The organism is Streptomyces sp. NPDC001903, assembly GCF_042891345.1.
Taxonomy (GTDB): domain Bacteria; phylum Actinomycetota; class Actinomycetes; order Streptomycetales; family Streptomycetaceae; genus Streptomyces.
The window spans coordinates 1-17746 of sequence record NZ_JBIASZ010000014.1; the positions used below are offsets into that span (position 1 = coordinate 1).

18 protein-coding genes are annotated in these 17746 nt (G+C 72.0%); 9 read left to right on the forward strand and 9 right to left on the reverse strand.

Annotation, left to right across the window (positions count from 1 at the left end; all coding sequences use genetic code 11):
* The first annotated feature begins 142 nt into the window (after nucleotides 1-142).
* Nucleotides 143-682, forward strand: coding sequence for a GNAT family N-acetyltransferase (locus tag ACFYZS_RS27460; protein WP_389017933.1), 540 nt, complete (start codon nucleotides 143-145; stop codon nucleotides 680-682).
* Nucleotides 683-894: 212 nt separating this feature from the next.
* Here ACFYZS_RS27460 and ACFYZS_RS27465 read toward each other — a convergent pair whose 3' ends face one another.
* The 6 genes from ACFYZS_RS27465 to ACFYZS_RS27490 all read right to left on the reverse strand — a co-directional run bounded on the left by ACFYZS_RS27465 (nucleotide 895) and on the right by ACFYZS_RS27490 (nucleotide 7964).
* Nucleotides 895-2430, reverse strand: coding sequence for a type VI secretion protein (locus tag ACFYZS_RS27465; protein ID WP_389017936.1), 1536 nt, complete (start codon nucleotides 2428-2430; stop codon nucleotides 895-897).
* Complete coding sequence (locus ACFYZS_RS27470) at nucleotides 2431-3849, reverse strand: ATP-binding protein (RefSeq protein WP_030157141.1); 1419 nt, start codon at nucleotides 3847-3849, stop codon at nucleotides 2431-2433. It lies immediately after the preceding gene.
* Nucleotides 3850-3868: 19 nt separating this feature from the next.
* On the reverse strand, nucleotides 3869-5431 hold the full coding sequence (locus tag ACFYZS_RS27475; RefSeq protein WP_389017939.1) for an SCO6880 family protein: 1563 nt from the start codon (nucleotides 5429-5431) through the stop codon (nucleotides 3869-3871).
* On the reverse strand, nucleotides 5428-6741 hold the full coding sequence (locus ACFYZS_RS27480; protein WP_389017941.1) for a hypothetical protein: 1314 nt from the start codon (nucleotides 6739-6741) through the stop codon (nucleotides 5428-5430). The genes ACFYZS_RS27475 and ACFYZS_RS27480 overlap by 4 nt, the downstream gene beginning before the upstream one ends.
* Nucleotides 6731-7579, reverse strand: a complete 849-nt coding sequence (locus ACFYZS_RS27485; protein WP_389017943.1) for a hypothetical protein — start codon at nucleotides 7577-7579, stop codon at nucleotides 6731-6733. The genes ACFYZS_RS27480 and ACFYZS_RS27485 overlap by 11 nt, the downstream gene beginning before the upstream one ends.
* 76 nt (nucleotides 7580-7655) lie before the next feature.
* Nucleotides 7656-7964 carry a hypothetical protein gene (locus ACFYZS_RS27490; RefSeq protein ID WP_008742356.1) on the reverse strand — a complete coding sequence of 103 codons (309 nt, stop codon included), beginning with the start codon at nucleotides 7962-7964 and terminating at the stop codon, nucleotides 7656-7658.
* A gap of 405 nt (nucleotides 7965-8369) precedes the next feature.
* Between ACFYZS_RS27490 and ACFYZS_RS27495 the strand changes: the two genes are divergently transcribed.
* Nucleotides 8370-9089: a hypothetical protein gene (locus ACFYZS_RS27495; protein WP_389017946.1), complete on the forward strand. Its 720-nt coding sequence runs from the start codon at nucleotides 8370-8372 to the stop codon at nucleotides 9087-9089.
* An 89-nt stretch (nucleotides 9090-9178) separates the two neighbouring features.
* On the opposite strand, the gene ACFYZS_RS27500 is transcribed toward ACFYZS_RS27495, so the two are convergent.
* Nucleotides 9179-10015: a pentapeptide repeat-containing protein gene (locus ACFYZS_RS27500; protein ID WP_389017948.1), complete on the reverse strand. Its 837-nt coding sequence runs from the start codon at nucleotides 10013-10015 to the stop codon at nucleotides 9179-9181.
* Between the two features lie 68 nt (nucleotides 10016-10083).
* Here ACFYZS_RS27500 and ACFYZS_RS27505 point away from each other — a divergent pair, with 68 nt between their 5' ends.
* The 4 genes from ACFYZS_RS27505 to ACFYZS_RS27520 all read left to right on the forward strand — a co-directional run bounded on the left by ACFYZS_RS27505 (nucleotide 10084) and on the right by ACFYZS_RS27520 (nucleotide 14588).
* Nucleotides 10084-10878 carry a thioesterase family protein gene (locus ACFYZS_RS27505; RefSeq protein WP_389017951.1) on the forward strand — a complete coding sequence of 265 codons (795 nt, stop codon included), beginning with the start codon at nucleotides 10084-10086 and terminating at the stop codon, nucleotides 10876-10878.
* 61 nt (nucleotides 10879-10939) lie between these two features.
* Nucleotides 10940-12586 (forward strand): serine/threonine-protein kinase, encoded by a 1647-nt coding sequence (locus ACFYZS_RS27510; protein WP_389017954.1) that lies wholly within the window; start codon nucleotides 10940-10942, stop codon nucleotides 12584-12586.
* Nucleotides 12587-12662: 76 nt separating this feature from the next.
* Nucleotides 12663-13673, forward strand: coding sequence for an NlpC/P60 family protein (locus ACFYZS_RS27515; protein WP_389018476.1), 1011 nt, complete (start codon nucleotides 12663-12665; stop codon nucleotides 13671-13673).
* A 216-nt stretch (nucleotides 13674-13889) separates the two neighbouring features.
* Nucleotides 13890-14588: a phosphatase PAP2 family protein gene (locus ACFYZS_RS27520; RefSeq protein WP_389017957.1), complete on the forward strand. Its 699-nt coding sequence runs from the start codon at nucleotides 13890-13892 to the stop codon at nucleotides 14586-14588.
* A gap of 114 nt (nucleotides 14589-14702) precedes the next feature.
* On the opposite strand, the gene ACFYZS_RS27525 is transcribed toward ACFYZS_RS27520, so the two are convergent.
* Complete coding sequence (locus ACFYZS_RS27525) at nucleotides 14703-14936, reverse strand: hypothetical protein (protein WP_389017959.1); 234 nt, start codon at nucleotides 14934-14936, stop codon at nucleotides 14703-14705.
* A gap of 437 nt (nucleotides 14937-15373) precedes the next feature.
* On the opposite strand from ACFYZS_RS27525, the gene ACFYZS_RS27530 reads away from it, so the two are divergent.
* Nucleotides 15374-16207: a hypothetical protein gene (locus tag ACFYZS_RS27530; RefSeq protein WP_389017962.1), complete on the forward strand. Its 834-nt coding sequence runs from the start codon at nucleotides 15374-15376 to the stop codon at nucleotides 16205-16207.
* Between the two features lie 141 nt (nucleotides 16208-16348).
* The gene (locus ACFYZS_RS27535) at nucleotides 16349-16501 is read left to right on the forward strand and encodes a hypothetical protein (protein WP_362180578.1); all 153 of its coding nucleotides are present in this window, start codon (nucleotides 16349-16351) and stop codon (nucleotides 16499-16501) included.
* Nucleotides 16502-16516: 15 nt separating this feature from the next.
* On the opposite strand, the gene ACFYZS_RS27540 is transcribed toward ACFYZS_RS27535, so the two are convergent.
* Nucleotides 16517-16915, reverse strand: a complete 399-nt coding sequence (locus ACFYZS_RS27540; RefSeq protein WP_389017965.1) for a metal-sensitive transcriptional regulator — start codon at nucleotides 16913-16915, stop codon at nucleotides 16517-16519.
* Nucleotides 16916-17120: 205 nt separating this feature from the next.
* On the opposite strand from ACFYZS_RS27540, the gene ACFYZS_RS27545 reads away from it, so the two are divergent.
* Nucleotides 17121-17741 carry a DUF47 domain-containing protein gene (locus ACFYZS_RS27545; RefSeq protein ID WP_030157116.1) on the forward strand — a complete coding sequence of 207 codons (621 nt, stop codon included), beginning with the start codon at nucleotides 17121-17123 and terminating at the stop codon, nucleotides 17739-17741.
* The last annotated feature ends 5 nt before the right edge of the window (nucleotides 17742-17746 follow it).

Genomic DNA, 17746 nt, shown 5'->3' on the forward strand with positions numbered 1-17746 from the left:
GACCCTGTGGGAGAGTAGGACGCCGCCGAACAATCATTGTGGGAAAGCCCCGCACCAGCCCTTCACGGGTTCGGTGCGGGGCTTTTCTGCGTTTACGGGCACGTGGTCCTGTGATTGGATCCGGGGCATGGATCAGTTTGTGATGCGTGCAGTGCGTGCCGACGAATGGGAGAAGGTCAAGGAGCTGCGGATCGTCGCGCTCAGAGACCCGGCGGCGCCGGTGGCCTTCCTGGAGACGCTGGAGCAGGCCGAGGCCAGGGCGGACGAGTTCTGGCAGGACCGGGCGAGGGGCGCTTCGCACGGGCGTCATGCACGGCAGTTCGTGGCCGAGGCGCCGGACGGGGAGTGGGTCGGGTCCGTGACCGTGCTCGTCGAGGAGGGCGGGACCACCGATTTCTTCGAGCGCGCCGTCGAGCAGACGCAGGGGCACCTGGTGGGCGTGTTCGTACGTCCCGAGCAGCGGGGTACCGGGGTGACCGAGGGGCTTTTCGCGGCCGCGCTCGAGTGGGCCTGGTCGTTGGAGGGGCCGGCGCTGGAGCGCGTACGGCTCTTCGTGCACGAGGAGAATGCGCGGGCCGCGGCCTTTTACCGGCGCTTCGGGTTCCGGGCGACCGGGGAGGTACTGCCGGTGCCGGCGGACCCGGGGGCCAAGGAGTTCGAGTACGTGTTGCCGCGTCCCTAGGGGGTGTCCGCAAAGTAGCGCCGTGCGCCCGCAGGGCGCTCACGCGGCGTCCGGTGCGTGCTCTCGGTGTGCCGGGCGGAAGCCCGTGTACTGGACGTACTCGGGATTTCGCCCGGTGCGCCGAGAGCGCGTGCCGGGCGCCGCGGGGCAGGCGGGACTTTGCGGACACCCCCTAGCGCACCCCCTGGCGGACACCCCGGAGCGGACGCTCCCTAGTGCTGGAGGGCCGCCGCCTCCGGCCAGCGGTCGCGGGCCTGTTCGCGGCTGCGGCACAGGGCGAGCAGGGGGAGGGCGCCCTCCTGGAGGAGCTCCGGGAGCTGGGGGATCGGGGCCACGGCCGCGACGTCCTCCAGGACCAGGGTGAGTGGTGGGTCGAGCCGGCCGTGGGATGACCGTGCGGCCATGCGGCGGCCGTGCTCGACCACGCTCGCGGCGAGTGCGGTGAGCAGTGGCATCGCACCCGGGTGGGTACGGGGATCTTCCAGCGATTCGCCCACCAGGTAGAGGGTGCCCCCTTCGGCCACGAACGATGCCAGCGTCAGTGCATCTGTTCGGTTCGGGTTGCAGGCCTCGCGGATGTGGATCGACGTCAGGCAGGAGAGGGCACGGGCCGTCAGGTGCTGGGCCTGCTCGCGGCGTTCGGGGTGCGCGGTGAGGGCGCTCTCCAGCTCGCCGGCGGCGCCGGGGGCGGCTTGGGGGTGCGTACGGAGAATGCGGACCGGGTCCTGGGCGCTGTTGCCCTGGGCCCAGCGGTGCAGCTGCTTGAACGGGCGGTCGTCGAGGGCCGCGGCCTGCAGCCAGCTGCGCAGGAGCGTTTCCGCCGTGTCGGCGATGGCCGCGTCCATACGGGCCTGGGGGCGTACGGGGGCCAGGAGGGCGACGGCGCGGGCGGCGGCGGTGTCGCGGTCGGTGCAGGCGTCGGCGGGGTTCCAGTGCATGCGGGCCGGGGTGTCGCAGAGGTGCGAGGGGTCGTAGAGGAGGACCGGGCCGAGTTTGGCGCGGGCGTCCTTGGTCTCCGCCCAGAGGACGGGGGAGGAGGTCACGACCAGGGCCGCGCCCTCGGCTGCCGCCAGGGCCTGGAGGGCCAGGGGGTGGCGCTCGGCCGGGTGGCCGTAGGTCATGCGGGTGTTGCGGTCGCCATCGCCGTTGTCCGCGGCTCTGCCCCCGTGTCCCCGTGCCTCGAATGCCGGCGGGGCCGGATGGGGCACCGGGGCCGGTGCGGGCGGCGCGGGTACGTGGTGCGGCAGCGGCGGGGCGTGCTGCGGAGCGGTCGGGGTCGGGATCGTGGGGCCGGCGCCGATGGGGGCGCCGCCTCCGTGCCCCCGGGCCTCGAAGGCCGGAGGGGCCGGATGCGCCGCCGGGTGCGGATCGGCGGGGACGGGCGGCGGGCCCGGCTTGGCGCGGCGGGATCTGGTGCGGGCGATCACACCCATGACGAAGATCGTCAGCACGAGCAGGATCAGGAGCTGGCTGATGAACAGGCCCCAGAACAGGCCCCAGCCCGAGAGGGCCGACGGGGCCGTGTCGGGCCAGGCTCCCGGGATGTCGTGCGGTTGAGCTATCAGGGCGCGGACCGCGCCCGCGGTGCGGGTGAACGTGACCGTGGACGGCCAGGCGCCCTTCGAGAAGAGCGCGGCCAGGCCCGTCGACGTCCAGACCAGGGTCGCCAGGCCCAGGAGGAACGCCAGGAGGGCGATCAGGAGTCCGTCCGGGATGCCGCCCGGCTTGCCGTTCCGCTCGTCGTGCATTTACGCCACCGTCGTCGCCGAGCCCGGGCCGCCGTTGCGGTGGCGTTCCATGAGGAGGGCTCTTTCCTCCGCCTCCAGTTCGGCTGCCAGCAGGTCGTCGGGGAGCTGGGGCCCGGACGAGGACTCCGTCATGGCGCGGTCCGTGTAGACCAGGGGGCGTTCGGCCTCCGTGATGAGGTGTTTGACCACCTGGACGTTGCCGTTGACGTCCCAGACGGCGATGCCGGGGGTGAGGGTCGGGATGATCTCCACGGCCCAGCGGGGGAGGCCCAGGACGCGGCCCGTCGCCCGGGCCTCGTCCGCCTTCTGTGCGTAGATCGTACGGGTCGAGGCCATCTTGAGGATGGCCGCGGCCTCGCGGGCGGCCGCGCCGTCGACCACGTCGGACAGGTGGTGGACCACGGCGACGAAGGACAGGCCGAGGCGGCGGCCGAACTTCAGCAGGCGCTGGAACAGCTGGGCCACGAAGGGGCTGTTGATGATGTGCCAGGCTTCCTCGACCAGGAAGATGCGCTTCTTGCGGTCCGGGCGAATCCACGTGTGTTCCAGCCAGACGCCCACGATCGCCATCAGGATCGGCATTGCGATCGAGTTGCGGTCGATGTGGGAGAGGTCGAAGACGATCAGCGGGGCGTCGAGGTCGATGCCCACCGTCGTGGGGCCGTCGAACATGCCGCGCAGGTCGCCGTCGACCAGGCGGTCGAGGACGAGGGCCACGTCGAGGCCCCAGGCCCGTACGTCGTCTATGTCGACGTTCATGGCCTCCGCGGACTCGGCCTCCGGGTGGCGGAGCTGTTCCACGATGTCCGTGAGGACCGGCTGGCGGTCGCGGATCGTGTCGACGACGTACGCGTGCGCGACCTTGAGGGCGAAGCCGGAGCGTTCGTCGAGGCCGTGGCCCATGGCGACTTCGATGATGGTCCGGAGCAGCGCGAGCTGGCCGGTCGTGGTGATCGCCGGGTCGAGGGGGTTGAGGCGGATCCCGTCGTCGTTGGCGGCGATGGGGTCCAGGCGGATGGGGGTTATCCCCAGCTGCTGGGCGATGAGGTTCCACTCGCCGACACCGTCCTCGCCCTGGGCGTCGAGTACGACGACCTGGCGGTCCCGGAAGCGGAGCTGGCGCAGGACGTACGTCTTCTCCAGGGCGGACTTGCCGTTGCCGGACTCGCCGAGGACCAGCCAGTGCGGGGCCGGCAGCTGCTGGCCGTAGAGCTGGAAGGGGTCGTAGATGTAGCCCTTGCCGCTGTAGACCTCGCGTCCGATGATGACGCCGGAGTCGCCGAGTCCGGGGGCGGCGGTGGGCAGGTAGACGGCCTGCGCCTGCCCGGTGGAGGTGCGTACGGGCAGGCGCGTGGTCTCGACCTTGCCGAACAGGAAGCTGGTGAAGGCGTCCGTCAGAGCGGACATGGGATCTCGCATGGGCGGCACTTCCCTCCAGCTAGCGTCGGATGCCGGTGGCGAACGGCAAGGTGTTGACGAAGGCGCGGTGGTGCTCGCGGTCGCACCACTCCAGCTTCAGGTAGGACTTGCCCGCCGAGGCGCGGATGGTGCGCTTGTCGCGGGCGAGGGCCTCCGGGGATCGGGAGGACACCGTGATGTACCCGACCAGGTTGACTCCTGCCGCACCGCTGGCGAGATCTTCACCCCTCTGGTCGAGCCGGCCGTGGGCGGCGATGTCGCGGGGGTCGACGGTGCGGTTCATCTTGGCGGCGCGGCTGGCGTCGGCCTCGTCGTTGGTCTTCTCGGTGAGCATGCGCTCGATGGCCACCTCGGTGGGCTCCAGATCCATGGTGACGGCGACGGTGCGGATCACGTCGGGGGTGTGGACGAGGAGGGGGGCGAGGAAGTTGACGCCGACGGGGGTCATCGGCCACTCCTTCACCCAGGCCGTGGCGTGGCACCAGGGGGCGCGGGTGGAGGACTCGCGGGTCTTGGCCTGGAGGAAGGTGGGTTCCACCGCGTCGAGTTCGGCGGGCCAGGCGTTGCGCTTGGTCATGGCCTGGATGTGGTCGATGGGGTGGTCCGGGTCGTACATGGAGTGCACGAGGGAGGCGAGGCGGCCCTGGCCGAGGGGCTGGCGGACGCGGATGTCGGCCTCGGCGAGGCGGGCGCAGATGTCGGTGAGCTCGCGGGCCATGACGATGGCGAGGCCGGCGTCGCGGTCGAGCTTGCGGCCCTTGTGGGGGGTGCCGGCGCGGGCGATGGTGTGGGCCTCGGCGGCGAGTTCGCGCGTGTAGTGCATGCAGGCGACGAGGTACGCGCGGTGCTGCTCGGAGGAGGTGGAGACCATCGACTGGAGCTGGTCGTAGGAGTCGCGCAGCCAGACGGGGGCGCCCGCGTCGCCGCGCTGGGCGACGTCCTTGGCGTGGGCGTCCGGGTCGGCGGGGAGCGTACGGGCGAGCATCTGGAGGCGGGTGACGAAGCCGTCGCCGTTGGCCACGTGCTTGAGGAGGGTGCCGAAGCGGTCGACGAGGGCTTCCTGGTCTTCGCTGTCGCGCAGGCCGACGCCGGGGCCCTCGATCTCGATGGCGGCGGTGACGGTTCTGCGGTCGGCGTGGAGGAGGACGGCGATCTCGTCGGGGCCGAAGGGGGCGGCGAGCCAGTTGATCCGGCCGATGCCGGGGGGCGGGCCGACCTCGACCTCGCGGCCGTCGGCGGCGCGGACTCCGGCCTCCATGGCGGAGGAGCGGTACGTGGTGCCGCGGCGCAGGGTGCGCTTGTAGCTGCGGTTGATCTCGAACCACTTGTAGAAGGTGCGGCCCTTGTACGGGACGTACACGGCGGCGAGCGCGAGCATGGGGAAGCCGGCGAGGCTGACGATGCGCAGGGTGAGGTCGGGGACGAGCAGGCCGCTCATCATGCCGAGGAACGCGCCGACGATGATCAGGGCGATCTCGCCGCTCTCGCGGTTCTTGCCGACGATCGCGTTCGGCCGGGCCCGGCCGATGAGATACGTGCGGCGGGGCGCGATCGGGTGCAGCTGGTGTGACTGGGTCGTCAACGCCCGTCACCTCCTGTGTTCCTCGTACTCGATCCGGAGCGGGGCGCGGGTGCGGCGGAGGGTGCGGATCCGCCGCCGGAGGTGGGGCGGCTGCTGTGGGCGGCCACGCCTCCGGAGAGGGGGTTGGCGGGGCGGGGGGCGCTGGAGCCGCCGCCGTCTCCGCCGCCGCGGTGGGCGCCGCGGCTGCTGTGGGTCTTGATGCCCTGGGATACGAGGGAGGCCGGGGAGCTGATGACGGCGGCGGCCTGGGCGCCGTCGGTGGCCTTGCTGCGGTTGGAGCGGGCGGAGGCGATCTCGTCGCCGAAGCCGGGGACGAAGCGGTAGATCATCGCGGAGGCGAAGATCGCCAGGAGGATGATCGCGAGGCCGGAGACCACGGCGGAGAAGGCGTTGGGGCCCTTCTCGCCGGCGAGGGCTCCGGCGAGGCCGAGGACGATGACGATGACCGGCTTCACGAGGATGACGGCGATCATGATGCCGGCCCAGCGGCGGACGTGGCCCCAGAGGTTGCGGTCGACGAGGCCGGCGTAGACGACGACGCCGAGGAGGGCGCCGACGTAGAGGAGGGCGGCCCGGATGAAGAGCTCGAGGAAGAGGACGCCGGCGGCGAGGACGGTGACGAGGGAGACGACGATCAGCATGATCGGGCCGCCGCCGATGGAGTCGCCCTTCTTGAGGGCCTCGATGAAGGAGCCGAAGAAGACGTCGGTCTGGCCGCCGCTCGCCGAGGCGATGACTTCTGTGACGCCGTCGGTGGCGGAGACGACGGTGTAGAGGATCAGGGGGGTGAAGGCGGAGGCGAGGACGGTGAGCCAGAGGAAGCCGACGGCTTCGGAGATGGCGGTGGTGAGGGGGACGCCGCGGATGGCGCGCTTGGCGACGGCGAAGAGCCAGAGCACGAGGGTGAGGATGGTGGAGGCGGCGAAGACGACGGCGTACTGCTTGAGGAAGGCGCCGTTGGTGAAGTCGACGTTGGCCGTGCCGTTGACCGCTTTGCTGAGCTCGGTGACGATCCAGGCCGCGGCGTCGGCGCAGCCCTTGGCGAGGGAGGCGAGGGGGTTGAGGGCATCGGCCGGGTCGCTGGGCGCGAGGCCGGTGCGGGGGGCGCCTGCGGCGCCGTCGCCACGTTCGCAGTAGTCCTTTGCCGGGCCCCGGATGAGGTCGCAGGGGTCGTTGCTCGCCTGCGGGCTGGGTGTCGCGGACGGGTCGGGTGTGGGAGCGGCGACCGCGCGGGTGGCCAGGAGGACCGCTGTGGTCTGCAAGGCGGCTACGACGGCGGCGAAGGACAAGCTGCGACGGCTAGCGTGCATAGGTGAGCCCCCCGAACTGCGACACGGCGGCGGCCATCTCCTCGGCGGAGGCGGCCCTCTGGTCCCGGCCGACCGGGGCCGGGCCGTCCTTCTGCGTGAAGTCGGCGACGCGCCAGTCGCCGTTGTTCCAGCGGAGCTCGAAGGTGTTGGTGTACCAGCTCTCCGCGACCGGGTTCTTCGAACCCTCGCCCGCGAGACCGAACAGGGTCGAGTGCCAGACGGAGACGGTCGCGGCGTCGGTGGAGAACTTCTCCACCTTGGTCCCGACAGGACTCGTACGGGAGATGAACTGGAGGCCCTTCGGGGCCTTGCCGGCGGAGTCGAGGCCGATGCGTGCCAAGAACTGCCCGTCCGTGTAGACCCGGTCGAGGTCGCTCTGGCGCGCGGCGGCCACGTTCGGCACGTAGACGGCCTGGACGATGGCCTTTCTGCGGGCGCTGTCGAACATGCCGTCAGAGCCCAGTGCGACCGCGAAGTTGGCGGCGGCGGACTGGGCGCCCTGCTCGGTTTGGGCGAAACCGGAGGGGATTCCGCCGTTCTTGCCGTCCACCGGGCGGGTGCCTGTTGCCGCTGTGGAGGTGGCCGCCGGGGGGGATTGGTCGGCCGGGGTTTCGGGGGCGTCTCCGGATTGGTTGGCGAACGCGATCGCGGCGATCAGGAGGACCACCACGCCGACCACCGTGACCAGGCCGCGCGAGGCGCGCGGGGTGCGGCGGGGCGGGGCGCCGTACGGGTCGGAGGCGGAGTCGGGGAGGCGGGTGCGGGTCTGGCCCGTGCCGCCGATCTCGCCGTACCCGCTGCCGCCGGCGCCGCCGCCGTACTGGTCGTCGTTGCTCATTCCGTGTCCGCCCCCTCCGCCTCGTACGACGGTAGCGCTGGTTGTCTTCAGGTCCGGCAGCCGGTGGGCGGCCCGGCTAGACGGCCATTCCGTAGACGATGGTGAAGAGGGTGCCGAGGGAGCCGATGATGAACACGCCGGTGAGTCCGGCGACGATCAGGCCCTTGCCTTGCTCCGCGCTGAAGGTGTCGCGCAGCGCGGTCGCGCCGATGCGCTGCTTGGCCGCGCCCCAGATGGCGATGCCGAGGCAGAGGAGGATCGCGACGGCCATGACCACCTCGATCATGACCTTCGCTTCATTGCCGAGACTGCCGAACGGCCCCCAGTTCGGGGCGATTCCGCCGATGATGGTGGTGATGTCGCCCTTTTCGGCTGCCAGGATCATGTAACTCACCGCCCCTGTATGGGTAGTTCCGGTAGCCCGTGCCCGACGGCAGGGGTCACGCACTATCTTCGCTGATGAAACCGGCGTCGTACGTCGACTTGACGGCTCTCTTTACCCGATCTCCCGCCCTTCGACCCGTCCGTGCGCTCTGACCTGGGCACGGGCGGCGGGTACGCGAGAGAACATATGGTCACTCTGTGTATCACGGGGGGTGACCCCGGGCAATGATTGCCCTCTCGGCATGCGGGCGGCCGCTCGGGTGGCCGCCGTTCGGCGCAGTGTGCGGGCGTGTCGTTGGGCCGAGTCGCTGACGTTGGTCCGACATTCCGTCAGTCGTTCCATCCCTACGGGGGGTTGTGGGAGATGCTCCGGCCCGTTCGGTAGGACGACGCGAGGAGTGGACGGATGGGTTCCGCAGTGCATTTGGGTCGGCGTGCGTGGCTGGCCACTGGGTTTGCAGTTCCGCTGGCGATCGCGCTCGCGGGCACCTCGGTTCCGGCGATGGCCGCCGCCCAGGGGACGGGTGCGGCGATCGCGCCCGGCTGGAGCAGCGCCAAGTGTCCGGAGCCGGACGCGAGGACGTTGCCGGCCAAGGCGCCCGGCAAGGCTGCGAAGTCCGCGAAGTCGGCGAAGGCGGCCAAGGCGGCCAAGGCCAGGAAGGCGGCCAAGCCTGCGAACCCGTGCGGGCCGAAGGGGGATCGGGGGCCCCAGGGGCCCAAGGGCGACCGGGGTCCGAAGGGTGACCGGGGGCCCCAGGGGCCCAAGGGTGACCGGGGTCCGAAGGGCGACCGGGGCCCGAACGGGCCGCACGGGCCGTGCGAGGACATCGACACGACCCTGGGGCAGAGCGACACGGAGTTCAGCGCCGTGCTGCACCGGGGGCGGACCTCCTTGGGCGCACGGGAGACCTCCCCGGTCGGTTCGTACACCTGGAGGGACCTCACGACGCAGCTCAACCCGGGGCACCCGCGCAACGCGTGCGGGGTGTCGGTGAACACCGTGGGCTACACGGTCTACGTGAAGGTGCTGACGACCACGGGCGACGTGTTCGAGAACCAGTGCACGTACACGCCGGCGGCCGCGCTCACCTGTCCCTCGGGCTGGACGGCGATCATCAGGCCGTGACCGGCTGAGAGCGCGGGTGCCGGTGCCGGCAGCCGGCAGCCGGTGTCGGTGCCGGCAGCCGGCAGCCGGTGTCGGTGCCGCTGCCGGATCTACGCGGACCAGTGGGCGGGGCGGACCAAGGTCGACGGGATCTTGGTCGCCGCGTCGCCCCGGGCCGCGGCCAGCTGGGGCTGGGTCAGGAAGAGGGCGTCGCGCAGGTCCGCCCCGCGCAGGTCGGCGTCGCGGAAGTCGGCGCCGATGAGGTCCGCGAGGCGCAGGTCGGCGCCCTTGAGGTTCGCGGCGATCAGGTAGGCGCCGCGGAGGTTGGCCCCGCGCAGGTCCGCGCCCGCGAGGCGGGCGCCCATGAGGTCGGCCCCGCGGTGGTTCTTCTTGCGGGCCGGGGCCTTGGCGCGGGCCAGTTCGCTGGCGTGCAGGAGGAGCGTGTTGACGCGCCGGCGCAGCGCGTCGACGTCCAGGGCGGCGAGGGCGTCCGCGTCGGCCGCGGTCCAGCGAGCGGTCTCCGTCTGTGCGTCGCGCAGGTCCGCGTGGAGCGGGGCGGCCGCCGGGAGGGTGAGGGCCTCGGTGACGTAGAAGAGCAGCTCGTGCAGTTGCCGCAGGACCGGGAAGACCTCGTACATCGCGCGGGCCGTGCCGGGGTGGGTGCGCCAGTCACGGCCGCCGAAGGTGACCTGGGAGACCTGCTGGCCCGCGCCGAAGCAGTCGAAGACGGTGCAGCCCTGGAAGCCCTTGTCGCGCAGGCGGGTGTGGATGCCGCAGCGGAAGTCCTGCCGGAGGTTCTTGCAGGGGGTGCCGGCGGCCTTGTTCACGGCGAAGTCGTTGGACTTGGCGAAGGGCAGCGCGACGCAGCAGAGCGCGAAGCAGTTGGAGCAGTCCGCCTGCAGGACGGGCAGCTCGGGGAGGGCGGGCGTGGCGGGGTTGGAGGACACCCCTCCATTGTGACCGGTCGCGGGTGGGGGTCTGGCGGGGCGGGTTACCTGTGGGTAGCGTCTCGGTCATGGCGATCTCCGAGGCGTTCTTCGAGCGGGTCGATGCCGGGCGTTTCCTGGCCACCGAGTACACGCGCGGGCCGTGGGACCCGGGCTCGCAGCATGCCGGGCCGCCGGCCGCGCTGCTCGGGCGGGCCGTGGAGGAGCGGGAGGGCGCCCGTGCGGACATGCGGATCGCGAGGATCACGTACGACATCCTGCGGCCGGTGCCGATCGGTCCGCTGGAGGTCACCACCTCGGTGCTCCGGGCCGGGCGCGGTACCGAGGTGGTCGAGGCCGCCCTCGCCCCGGCCGGGGCCGCGCCGGTGATGCTCGCGCGGGCGCTGCGGATCCGGGTGGCCGGGGAGGCCGTACCGGGGGTGGCGCCGGGGCCGCAGCTGCCGCCGCCGGGGGAGGTGGGGCCGACGCCGTTCTTCCCGGTGCCGTGGGAGACGGGCTACCACTCGGCGATGGAGACCCGGTTCACCGAGGGCGCGTTCGTGGCGCTGGGGCCGGGCACCTGCTGGATGCGGATGAAGGTGGCGCTCATCGCCGGGGAGGAGACCAGGCCGCTGGACCGGGTGCTGGTCGCCGCCGATTCGGGCAACGGGATCAGTTCGGTGCTGGACTTCGGCCGGTACGTGTTCGTCAACGGAGACCTGACCGTGCACCTGCACCGCCACCCGGTGGGCGAGTGGGCCTGCGTGGAGGCCCGTACGAGCGTGGACGCGGCCGGGATCGGGCTCGCGGACGCCCGGCTGCACGACGAGAAGGGGCCCATCGGGCGGAGCGCGCAGAGCCTGTTCGTCGCACCGCGTTCCTGAGCTCGCGGTCCAGGTCAACCCGCCTGCGTGGTACGGGAGTCGGTGTGGCAGGCTCGTGCCGGTGGAGGCCCTGAGAGACGTCGATCCCGCCCGTATCGGGGCGCATGCGCTGCTGGCCCGGCTCGGTGCCGGAGGGATGGGGCAGGTGTACCTCGGGCGCTCGCCCGGCGGCCGCCTGGTGGCGGTGAAGGTGATCCGGGACGAGATCACCGGGCATCCGGAGGCCCTGGCCCGGTTCCGGCGCGAGGCCGAGACCGTACGGGCGGTGCGGTCGGCGTACACGGCGAACCTGATCGACGCCTCGCTGGCGGCGCCGCCGTTCTGGCTGGCGACGGAGTACGTGGCGGGGCCCACGCTCGGCCGTGCCGTGGCGGAGCGCGGGGGTTTGCCCGCGCAGACCTGCCGGCGGCTGTTCGCGGCCCTGGCGGAGGGGCTGGCGAGCGTCCACGCGTACGGGGTGACCCACCGGGACCTCAAGCCGCAGAACGTCATCCTGGGCGCGCAGGGGCCGCAGCTCATCGACTTCGGCATCGCGCGGGGGATCGGGGAGACCGCCCTCACCCAGGACGGGCAGGCGCCGGGGACACCGGGGTACACGGCGCCGGAGGTGCTGCTCGGCGCCGGGGCGGGGGCCGCGGCGGACGTCTTCGCGCTGGGCGCCACGCTCGCGTACGCGGCGACCGGGCGGCCGCCGTTCGGTACGGGCGCGGCGGCGACGGTGGGCTACCGGGCGGTGCACGAGCCGATCGACGTGGCCGGGGTGGAGCCGGGGCTGGCGGCGCTGATCGGGGCGTGCGTGGCGAAGGACCCGGCGGCGCGGCCGGCGCCGGCCGAGGTGATCGCCCGGTGCGGGGTGCGGGACGCGCTGATCGACGATCCGGTGTACCTGGGGCTGGGGGCGCTGGGCGAGGCCGTGCCGGTGCACGAGATGCGCACGCAGGGCCCGGGACTGCCGTCCGGCTACACGCCGACGCAGTACGCGGCCGCGGCCGCGGCGCCGGCGCCGGCGCCGCGCGCGGGGCGGCGTACGGCGTGGGCCGCCGCGGCGGTGGCGGTGGTCGCGGCGCTGTCCCTGGCCGCGTGGAAGCTGCTTCCGATCGACGGGAGCGGTGAGAAGGGGCAGGGCCAGGGCGGGGGCGCCGCCGCCACGCCCCCGGCATCGCAGGGCGTGGCCGCCAAGCCGCCCGCCGAGTACATCGAGGGCAACCAGATCTCGCGCTATGTGTGGCTGCCCTCCACCGATCCCGAACGCGCGGCGCACGGTACCGGCGCGTGCAACATCGGGGCGGAGCAGAAGCCGCCGGGCGCGGACCTGCAGACCGGCGCCGAGGTGTCGGGGAAGTCCGTGACCATCAGCATGCGCGTCAAGTACGCCGAGAACAGCAAGACCAAACCCGACCCGTACTACGTGTCGGTGGCGGTCAGGTCCCCGCACGACCTCGATCCGCAGACCGGGGAGCCCTTCCCCATGGACAACCGGGCGGTGGGCTTCACCAGCAAGCCGATCGACATCTACGGCAAATGGAACACGGGCGAGTTCCTGACGCTCACGTACCCGGACGATTTCGCGGAGCACGTCAACGGCAAGACGCGCCCCGGTGTGCCCCTGGCCAACGACCCTGGGGACTGGACGGTGGTCTTCTACCACGTCGAGGATGACCCTGCGAAGTACGCGAGCATCCACTGCACGGGCTTCCAAGCGGGCTAGTGGATCGGGCGACACGGGCGAATCGCACGTGAAAGCGACGGGGATGGGGGAGTGTTGACGGGTGCGCAGATTCTGGATGGCAGGCGGGATCGGGATCGGGCTGTGTCTGAGCTTCCTCGTGCTGATCGTGGTGGGGACGTACTCGGCCGCGGCCGGCCTCGCCGGGGCCGGGGCGGCCGGGGGCCGCGCGCTCGGGCTGGCCAAGGGGGCCGTGCCCGCCAAGTACCAGAACCTGGTGCAGAAGTGGGGCACCCTGTGCCCGGCCATGACCCCGGCGCTGCTGGCCGCCCAGCTGTACTCGGAGAGCGGCTGGAATCCGAACGCCGTCAGCCCGGCGGACGCCCGCGGCATCGCGCAGTTCATCCCGGGCACCTGGGCCGGGCACGGCATCGACGGGGACGGTGACGGCGACCGCGACATCTGGGACCCCAACGACGCCATCCCCTCGGCGGCTTCGTACGACTGCGAGCTGGCCAAGGACGTGGCGGGCGTGCCGGGGGACGCGACGAGCAACATGCTCGCGGCCTACAACGCGGGGGCGTACGCGGTCATCAAGTACGGCGGCGTGCCCCCGTACAACGAGACCCAGGGGTACGTGAAGGCCATCACGACCCTCGCCAAGAGCTTCGAGCGGCCCGTGGGGCGGGTGGCGCCTTCGCAGCAGGCGGCCGGGGCGATCTACTTCGCGCAGAAGCAGTTGGGGACCCCGTACCTGTGGGGTGGCAACGGGACGCCGGATCAGGACGGGCGCTTCGACTGCTCGGGGCTGACCAAGGCCTCGTACGAGTCGGTGGGGATCGAGCTGCCGCGGGTGGCCAACGACCAGTACAACGCCGGTCCGCATCCCTCCCGCGACGAACTGCTCCCCGGCGACCTGGTGTTCTTCTCCGATGATCTGACGAACTCCCGGGCGATCCATCACGTCGGGCTCTACGTCGGCGGCGGATACATGATCAACGCCCCGTACACCGGGGCCGTGATCCGGTTCGACAAGATCGACACCCCGGACTACTTCGGTGCGACGCGTGTCACCAAGGACGGGGCCGCGGCCCTGCCCGACCGGGCCGCCGACGCCAAGTCCTCGTAATCCCGCCACCATTGCCACGCTGCGTTAACCCGAGGCCCTGAGCTGCGACGATGAGTCTCTCTTGGATAACGTTGCCGTGATCATTCCGTGGAGAGTGGAACGTGGCGTTCAGAACGGGCGTTCCATGGACGCAGGCTTGATCAACGGGGGGGTTCAGGGGCGCACACCGCCGTGCGCCCGAGGGGAACCGCGCAAGGGCTAAGGGGCCGCATCGCCATGGCTGGACTCACAAACGGTGGGCCGAACGTGGACGTAAGCCTGCTGTACGACATCAACGGGCTGGCGCGGCACGCCCCGGCCTCGGTCGACCGGGCCGTCGGCCTCGTCGGCTCGTACGGGATCCCGCTGGCCCTGGTGCTCCTCTTCCTGTGGTGCTGGCACGGTACGCGCCGACAGGACGAGGCCGCGGCCGCCGAGTCGTTCGCCGCCCTCGTATGGGCCCCGCTCGCCGCCGCGCTCGTCCTCCTCGTCAACGTCCCGCTGCGCGCGTTCGTCGCCCGGCCCCGGCCGTTCGCCGCGCACGACGGCCTGGACGTGCTCGCCCCGTACTCCGGCCCCGGCGACTTCTCCTTCGTCAGCGGCCACGCGGGCCTCGCGATGGCCCTGGGCGTCGGCCTGTTCCTGGCCAACCGGAAGCTCGGGCTCATCGGGATCGGCCTGGCCCTCGCCGAGGGCCTGTGCCGGGTGTACCTCGGCGTCCACTACCCCACCGACGTCATCGGCGGCTTCGCGCTCGGCACCGCCGTCGTCCTGCTGCTCGCCCCGCTCGCGATGGCGCTGCTGACCCCGGTGGTGCGGGCGGTGGCCCGCTCGCCGCGCGTCGGCCGGCTGGTCCGCGCCAAGCGGCGCGCCCTGCCGCGTCCGGTGGACCTCGCGCAGCCGCAGGCCCCGCACGAGAGCGACCTCGCGGCGTAGGCCCGTCTCACGCTCGCCCGTAGGCGTCCCATACGGAGATCAGGACCGCCGCCAGCAGGCACAGGCCCGCTACGCCGAAGCGCAGGCGGACCGCCCTCGGGCGGGGGCGCGGGGTCACGGGTCGCCGCTCTCCGCGCCGTGGCCCTCCGAGTCCTCCTCGCGGCGGTACCGCGAGCGCAGCCACAGACCGGTGGCCACGGCGGCCGCGGTGGTCGCCCCGATGGCCAGGGCCACGTCGGCCGGGCCGTCCGCCGAACCCGTCGGGCGGGCCGAGGCCGCGGCGGCGGGCGTGAGCGTGATGAGCAGGGCCCAGAGGAGGGCGGCGACGCGGGGTGCGGGTCCTGGCATGCATCCAGGGCATCCGCTCCCGGGTGCCCCGGCCAGCCGGGCCGTCCGAACGGGCGACCCGCCGGGGCCCGCGCCGGCCCCGGGGACTCAGACCGCGGTGTGCCGGTCCGCGTCCCTGCGGGCCAGATCGCGGGAGCGGCGGGCCGGGCCTCTCCAGCCGCAAGTGCACGAGGCCAGGCAGAAAGCCCCCCGCTCGGCGGTGCTCGTGGTGTGGCCGGTGGGCCCGGTGGGTGGCCGCTCCACGGGTCGGGAGTGCGGCGCGACGTCAAGCGGAGGGACAAGCGACGCTTTGCTGTGCGAATCCACACCACCACGGTACCCGGGCGCGGAAGGGCCCGGGACGGCGGCGGCCCGTGACGGGAAACCCCGGACCTCGTTAACCGGAGCGGGTGGGGGCCTCGGGCAAGCAGCGGTCATGCGTTGGGGGTTGGCAGGCGATGGTGGTGCACCAGCACAGGCGGCGGCGCGGGCGTGCGGGTGAGGCGGTGCTCGCCCTCGGCATGGCCGCGACCGTGGCCGCGATGAGCGGGTGCCAGGGCGCGGACCGGGCCGACGGCCGGCCGCCCGCCGACGCGGCCGCGACCGTACGGGGAGCCGCCGACCGGCTGGCGCAGACCGGCAGCGCGCAGGCCCGTACCGCGATGGAGATGGCCACGGGCGGGACCCGGGTCACGATCCGCGGCGAGGGCGGGGTCGACTTCAAGAACCGGATGGGCCAGCTGCTGGTGATGCTCCCCGCGGACGCGGCCGGCAAGGACGAGCACCGGCCCATCACCGAGCTGCTCGTCCCCGGGGCCCTCTACATGAAGAACCGGGGCGCGGGCGTGCCCGACGACAAGTGGGTCCGGGTCGACACGACGGCCCTCGCCGACGGGAACCTGGTCACGGGCGGGGCCACCGATCCGCTGGCCGCGGCCGAGCTGCTGCGCGGCGTGCAGGAGGCGACGTACGTGGGCGAGACCGAGGTGGCGGGCACCAAGGTGCGCCACTACCGGGGGACCACCGACATCGGCCGGGCCGCGAAGAACGCCTCACCGGCGGTCAAGGGGGCGCTGGAGGCGGCGGCGAAAGGGTTCAGCAAGGACGCCGTCCCGTTCGACGCCTACCTCGACGAGGAGGGCCGGCTGCGGAAGGTCCGGCACCGCTTCAGCTACGTCAACAATGGCGTGATCGACGTCTCCTCGACCACGCTGCTCTACGGATTCGGGACGCCGGTGAAGGTCGTATTGCCCGCAAGCGGGGACATTTACGCCGGGAAGATCGCCGAGTAGCCGGCCGGACGGTGCCGGGGCGGGGCGATCGGGCCATGGGCCGGTATCCGGAAATGGTCCATCCGTGTCATGCGCACAGCGCCCCGCCCTCCCTACGCTGAGACGGCCCCTGACCGATGACGGCAGATCGAGGTGACACGCGTGACTCCCGCAGGCGCTACGACGGTGCAGGACCACGTGGCGCTCGCCGAGATCGAGCTGTGCGGCGAGCTGATCATCGCGGCGTCCGCGGCGGACGAGGAGCGGCTCAGCCAGGACCGGATCGACGAGGTCCTGATGGGGCTCGGGCTGTAGCCGCCGCCGTACCGGTCAGGTGCGCAGCAGGCGCGCGATCGCCTTCGTCGCCTCTTCGACCTTGGCGTCGATCTCGTCCCCGCCCTTGACGGCCGCGTCGGCGACGCAGTGCCGCAGGTGCTCCTCGAGCAGCTGGAGCGCGAAGGACTGGAGGGCCTTCGTGCTCGCGGAGACCTGGGTGAGTATGTCGATGCAGTAGACGTCCTCGTCGACCAGCCGCTGCAGACCGCGGATCTGGCCCTCGATCCGGCGCAGCCGCTTGAGGTGCTCGTCCTTCTGGTGGTGGTAGCCGTGCACCACGCCGGCGCCGGCGGCGGTGCCGCCTGCGGTGCCGGTGGCAGTGGCCGTACCGGCGGTCGTTCCGGTACCGGTGGTGACTTCGGCTCCGGAGCCCTCCGCCTCGATGGCAGTCATGCGTCCTCCCGTGGTCCGGATCGAGGGGGTGCATACCCCTCATGGGTATAGGGTACTGGGCCCCCGACGGCGCGTCGGGGGCCCGTGGTCCTCACTCTGCCTGATGGAGGACACTGGGGAACCGCCCGGAACCGCCGGTTAGCCCTGGCCGGGGGATGCGCCTAGCATCAGCCTGACCGAATCCAATGCACCCCGAGGACCTCACGTGCGATTTCGTCTGACCCCCAGGGAGACGAGCTTCTACGACATGTTCGCCGCATCCGCGGACAACATCGTCACGGGCTCGAAGCTCCTGATGGAACTGCTCGGAGCGGATTCCTCCGCCCGGGCCGAGATCGCGGAGCGGATGCGGGCAGCCGAGCACGCGGGGGACGACGCCACCCACGCGATCTTCCACCAGCTGAACTCCTCCTTCATCACGCCGTTCGACCGCGAGGACATCTACAACCTGGCCTCGTCGCTCGACGACATCATGGACTTCATGGAGGAGGCCGTCGACCTGGTCGTCCTTTACCAGGTGGAGGAGCTCCCGAAGGGTGTCGAGCAGCAGATCGAGGTACTGGCGCGCGCGGCCGAGCTGACCGCCGAGGCCATGCCGCACCTGCGGACGATGGACAACCTGACCGAGTACTGGATCGAGGTCAACCGCCTCGAGAACCAGGCCGACCAGATCCACCGCAAGCTGCTCGCACAGCTCTTCAACGGCAAGTACGACGCCATCGAGGTGCTGAAGCTCAAGCAGATCGTCGACGTGCTCGAAGAGGCGGCCGACGCGTTCGAGCACGTCGCGAACACGGTGGAGACCATCGCGGTCAAGGAGTCCTGAACCTC

Coding starts and splice junctions, on each gene's coding strand:
- ACFYZS_RS27465 (WP_389017936.1), bottom strand. CDS start 2,430: ATGCACGACGAGCGGAACGGCAAGCCGGGCGGCATCCCGGACGGACTC.
- ACFYZS_RS27490 (WP_008742356.1), bottom strand. CDS start 7,964: ATGATCCTGGCAGCCGAAAAGGGCGACATCACCACCATCATCGGCGGA.
- ACFYZS_RS27530 (WP_389017962.1), top strand. CDS start 15,374: ATGGTGGTGCACCAGCACAGGCGGCGGCGCGGGCGTGCGGGTGAGGCG.
- ACFYZS_RS27460 (WP_389017933.1), top strand. CDS start 143: ATGCGTGCAGTGCGTGCCGACGAATGGGAGAAGGTCAAGGAGCTGCGG.
- ACFYZS_RS27495 (WP_389017946.1), top strand. CDS start 8,370: ATGGGTTCCGCAGTGCATTTGGGTCGGCGTGCGTGGCTGGCCACTGGG.
- ACFYZS_RS27540 (WP_389017965.1), bottom strand. CDS start 16,915: ATGACTGCCATCGAGGCGGAGGGCTCCGGAGCCGAAGTCACCACCGGT.
- ACFYZS_RS27515 (WP_389018476.1), top strand. CDS start 12,663: ATGGCAGGCGGGATCGGGATCGGGCTGTGTCTGAGCTTCCTCGTGCTG.
- ACFYZS_RS27525 (WP_389017959.1), bottom strand. CDS start 14,936: ATGCCAGGACCCGCACCCCGCGTCGCCGCCCTCCTCTGGGCCCTGCTC.
- ACFYZS_RS27485 (WP_389017943.1), bottom strand. CDS start 7,579: ATGAGCAACGACGACCAGTACGGCGGCGGCGCCGGCGGCAGCGGGTAC.
- ACFYZS_RS27520 (WP_389017957.1), top strand. CDS start 13,890: ATGGCTGGACTCACAAACGGTGGGCCGAACGTGGACGTAAGCCTGCTG.
- ACFYZS_RS27505 (WP_389017951.1), top strand. CDS start 10,084: ATGGCGATCTCCGAGGCGTTCTTCGAGCGGGTCGATGCCGGGCGTTTC.
- ACFYZS_RS27470 (WP_030157141.1), bottom strand. CDS start 3,849: ATGCGAGATCCCATGTCCGCTCTGACGGACGCCTTCACCAGCTTCCTG.
- ACFYZS_RS27480 (WP_389017941.1), bottom strand. CDS start 6,741: ATGCACGCTAGCCGTCGCAGCTTGTCCTTCGCCGCCGTCGTAGCCGCC.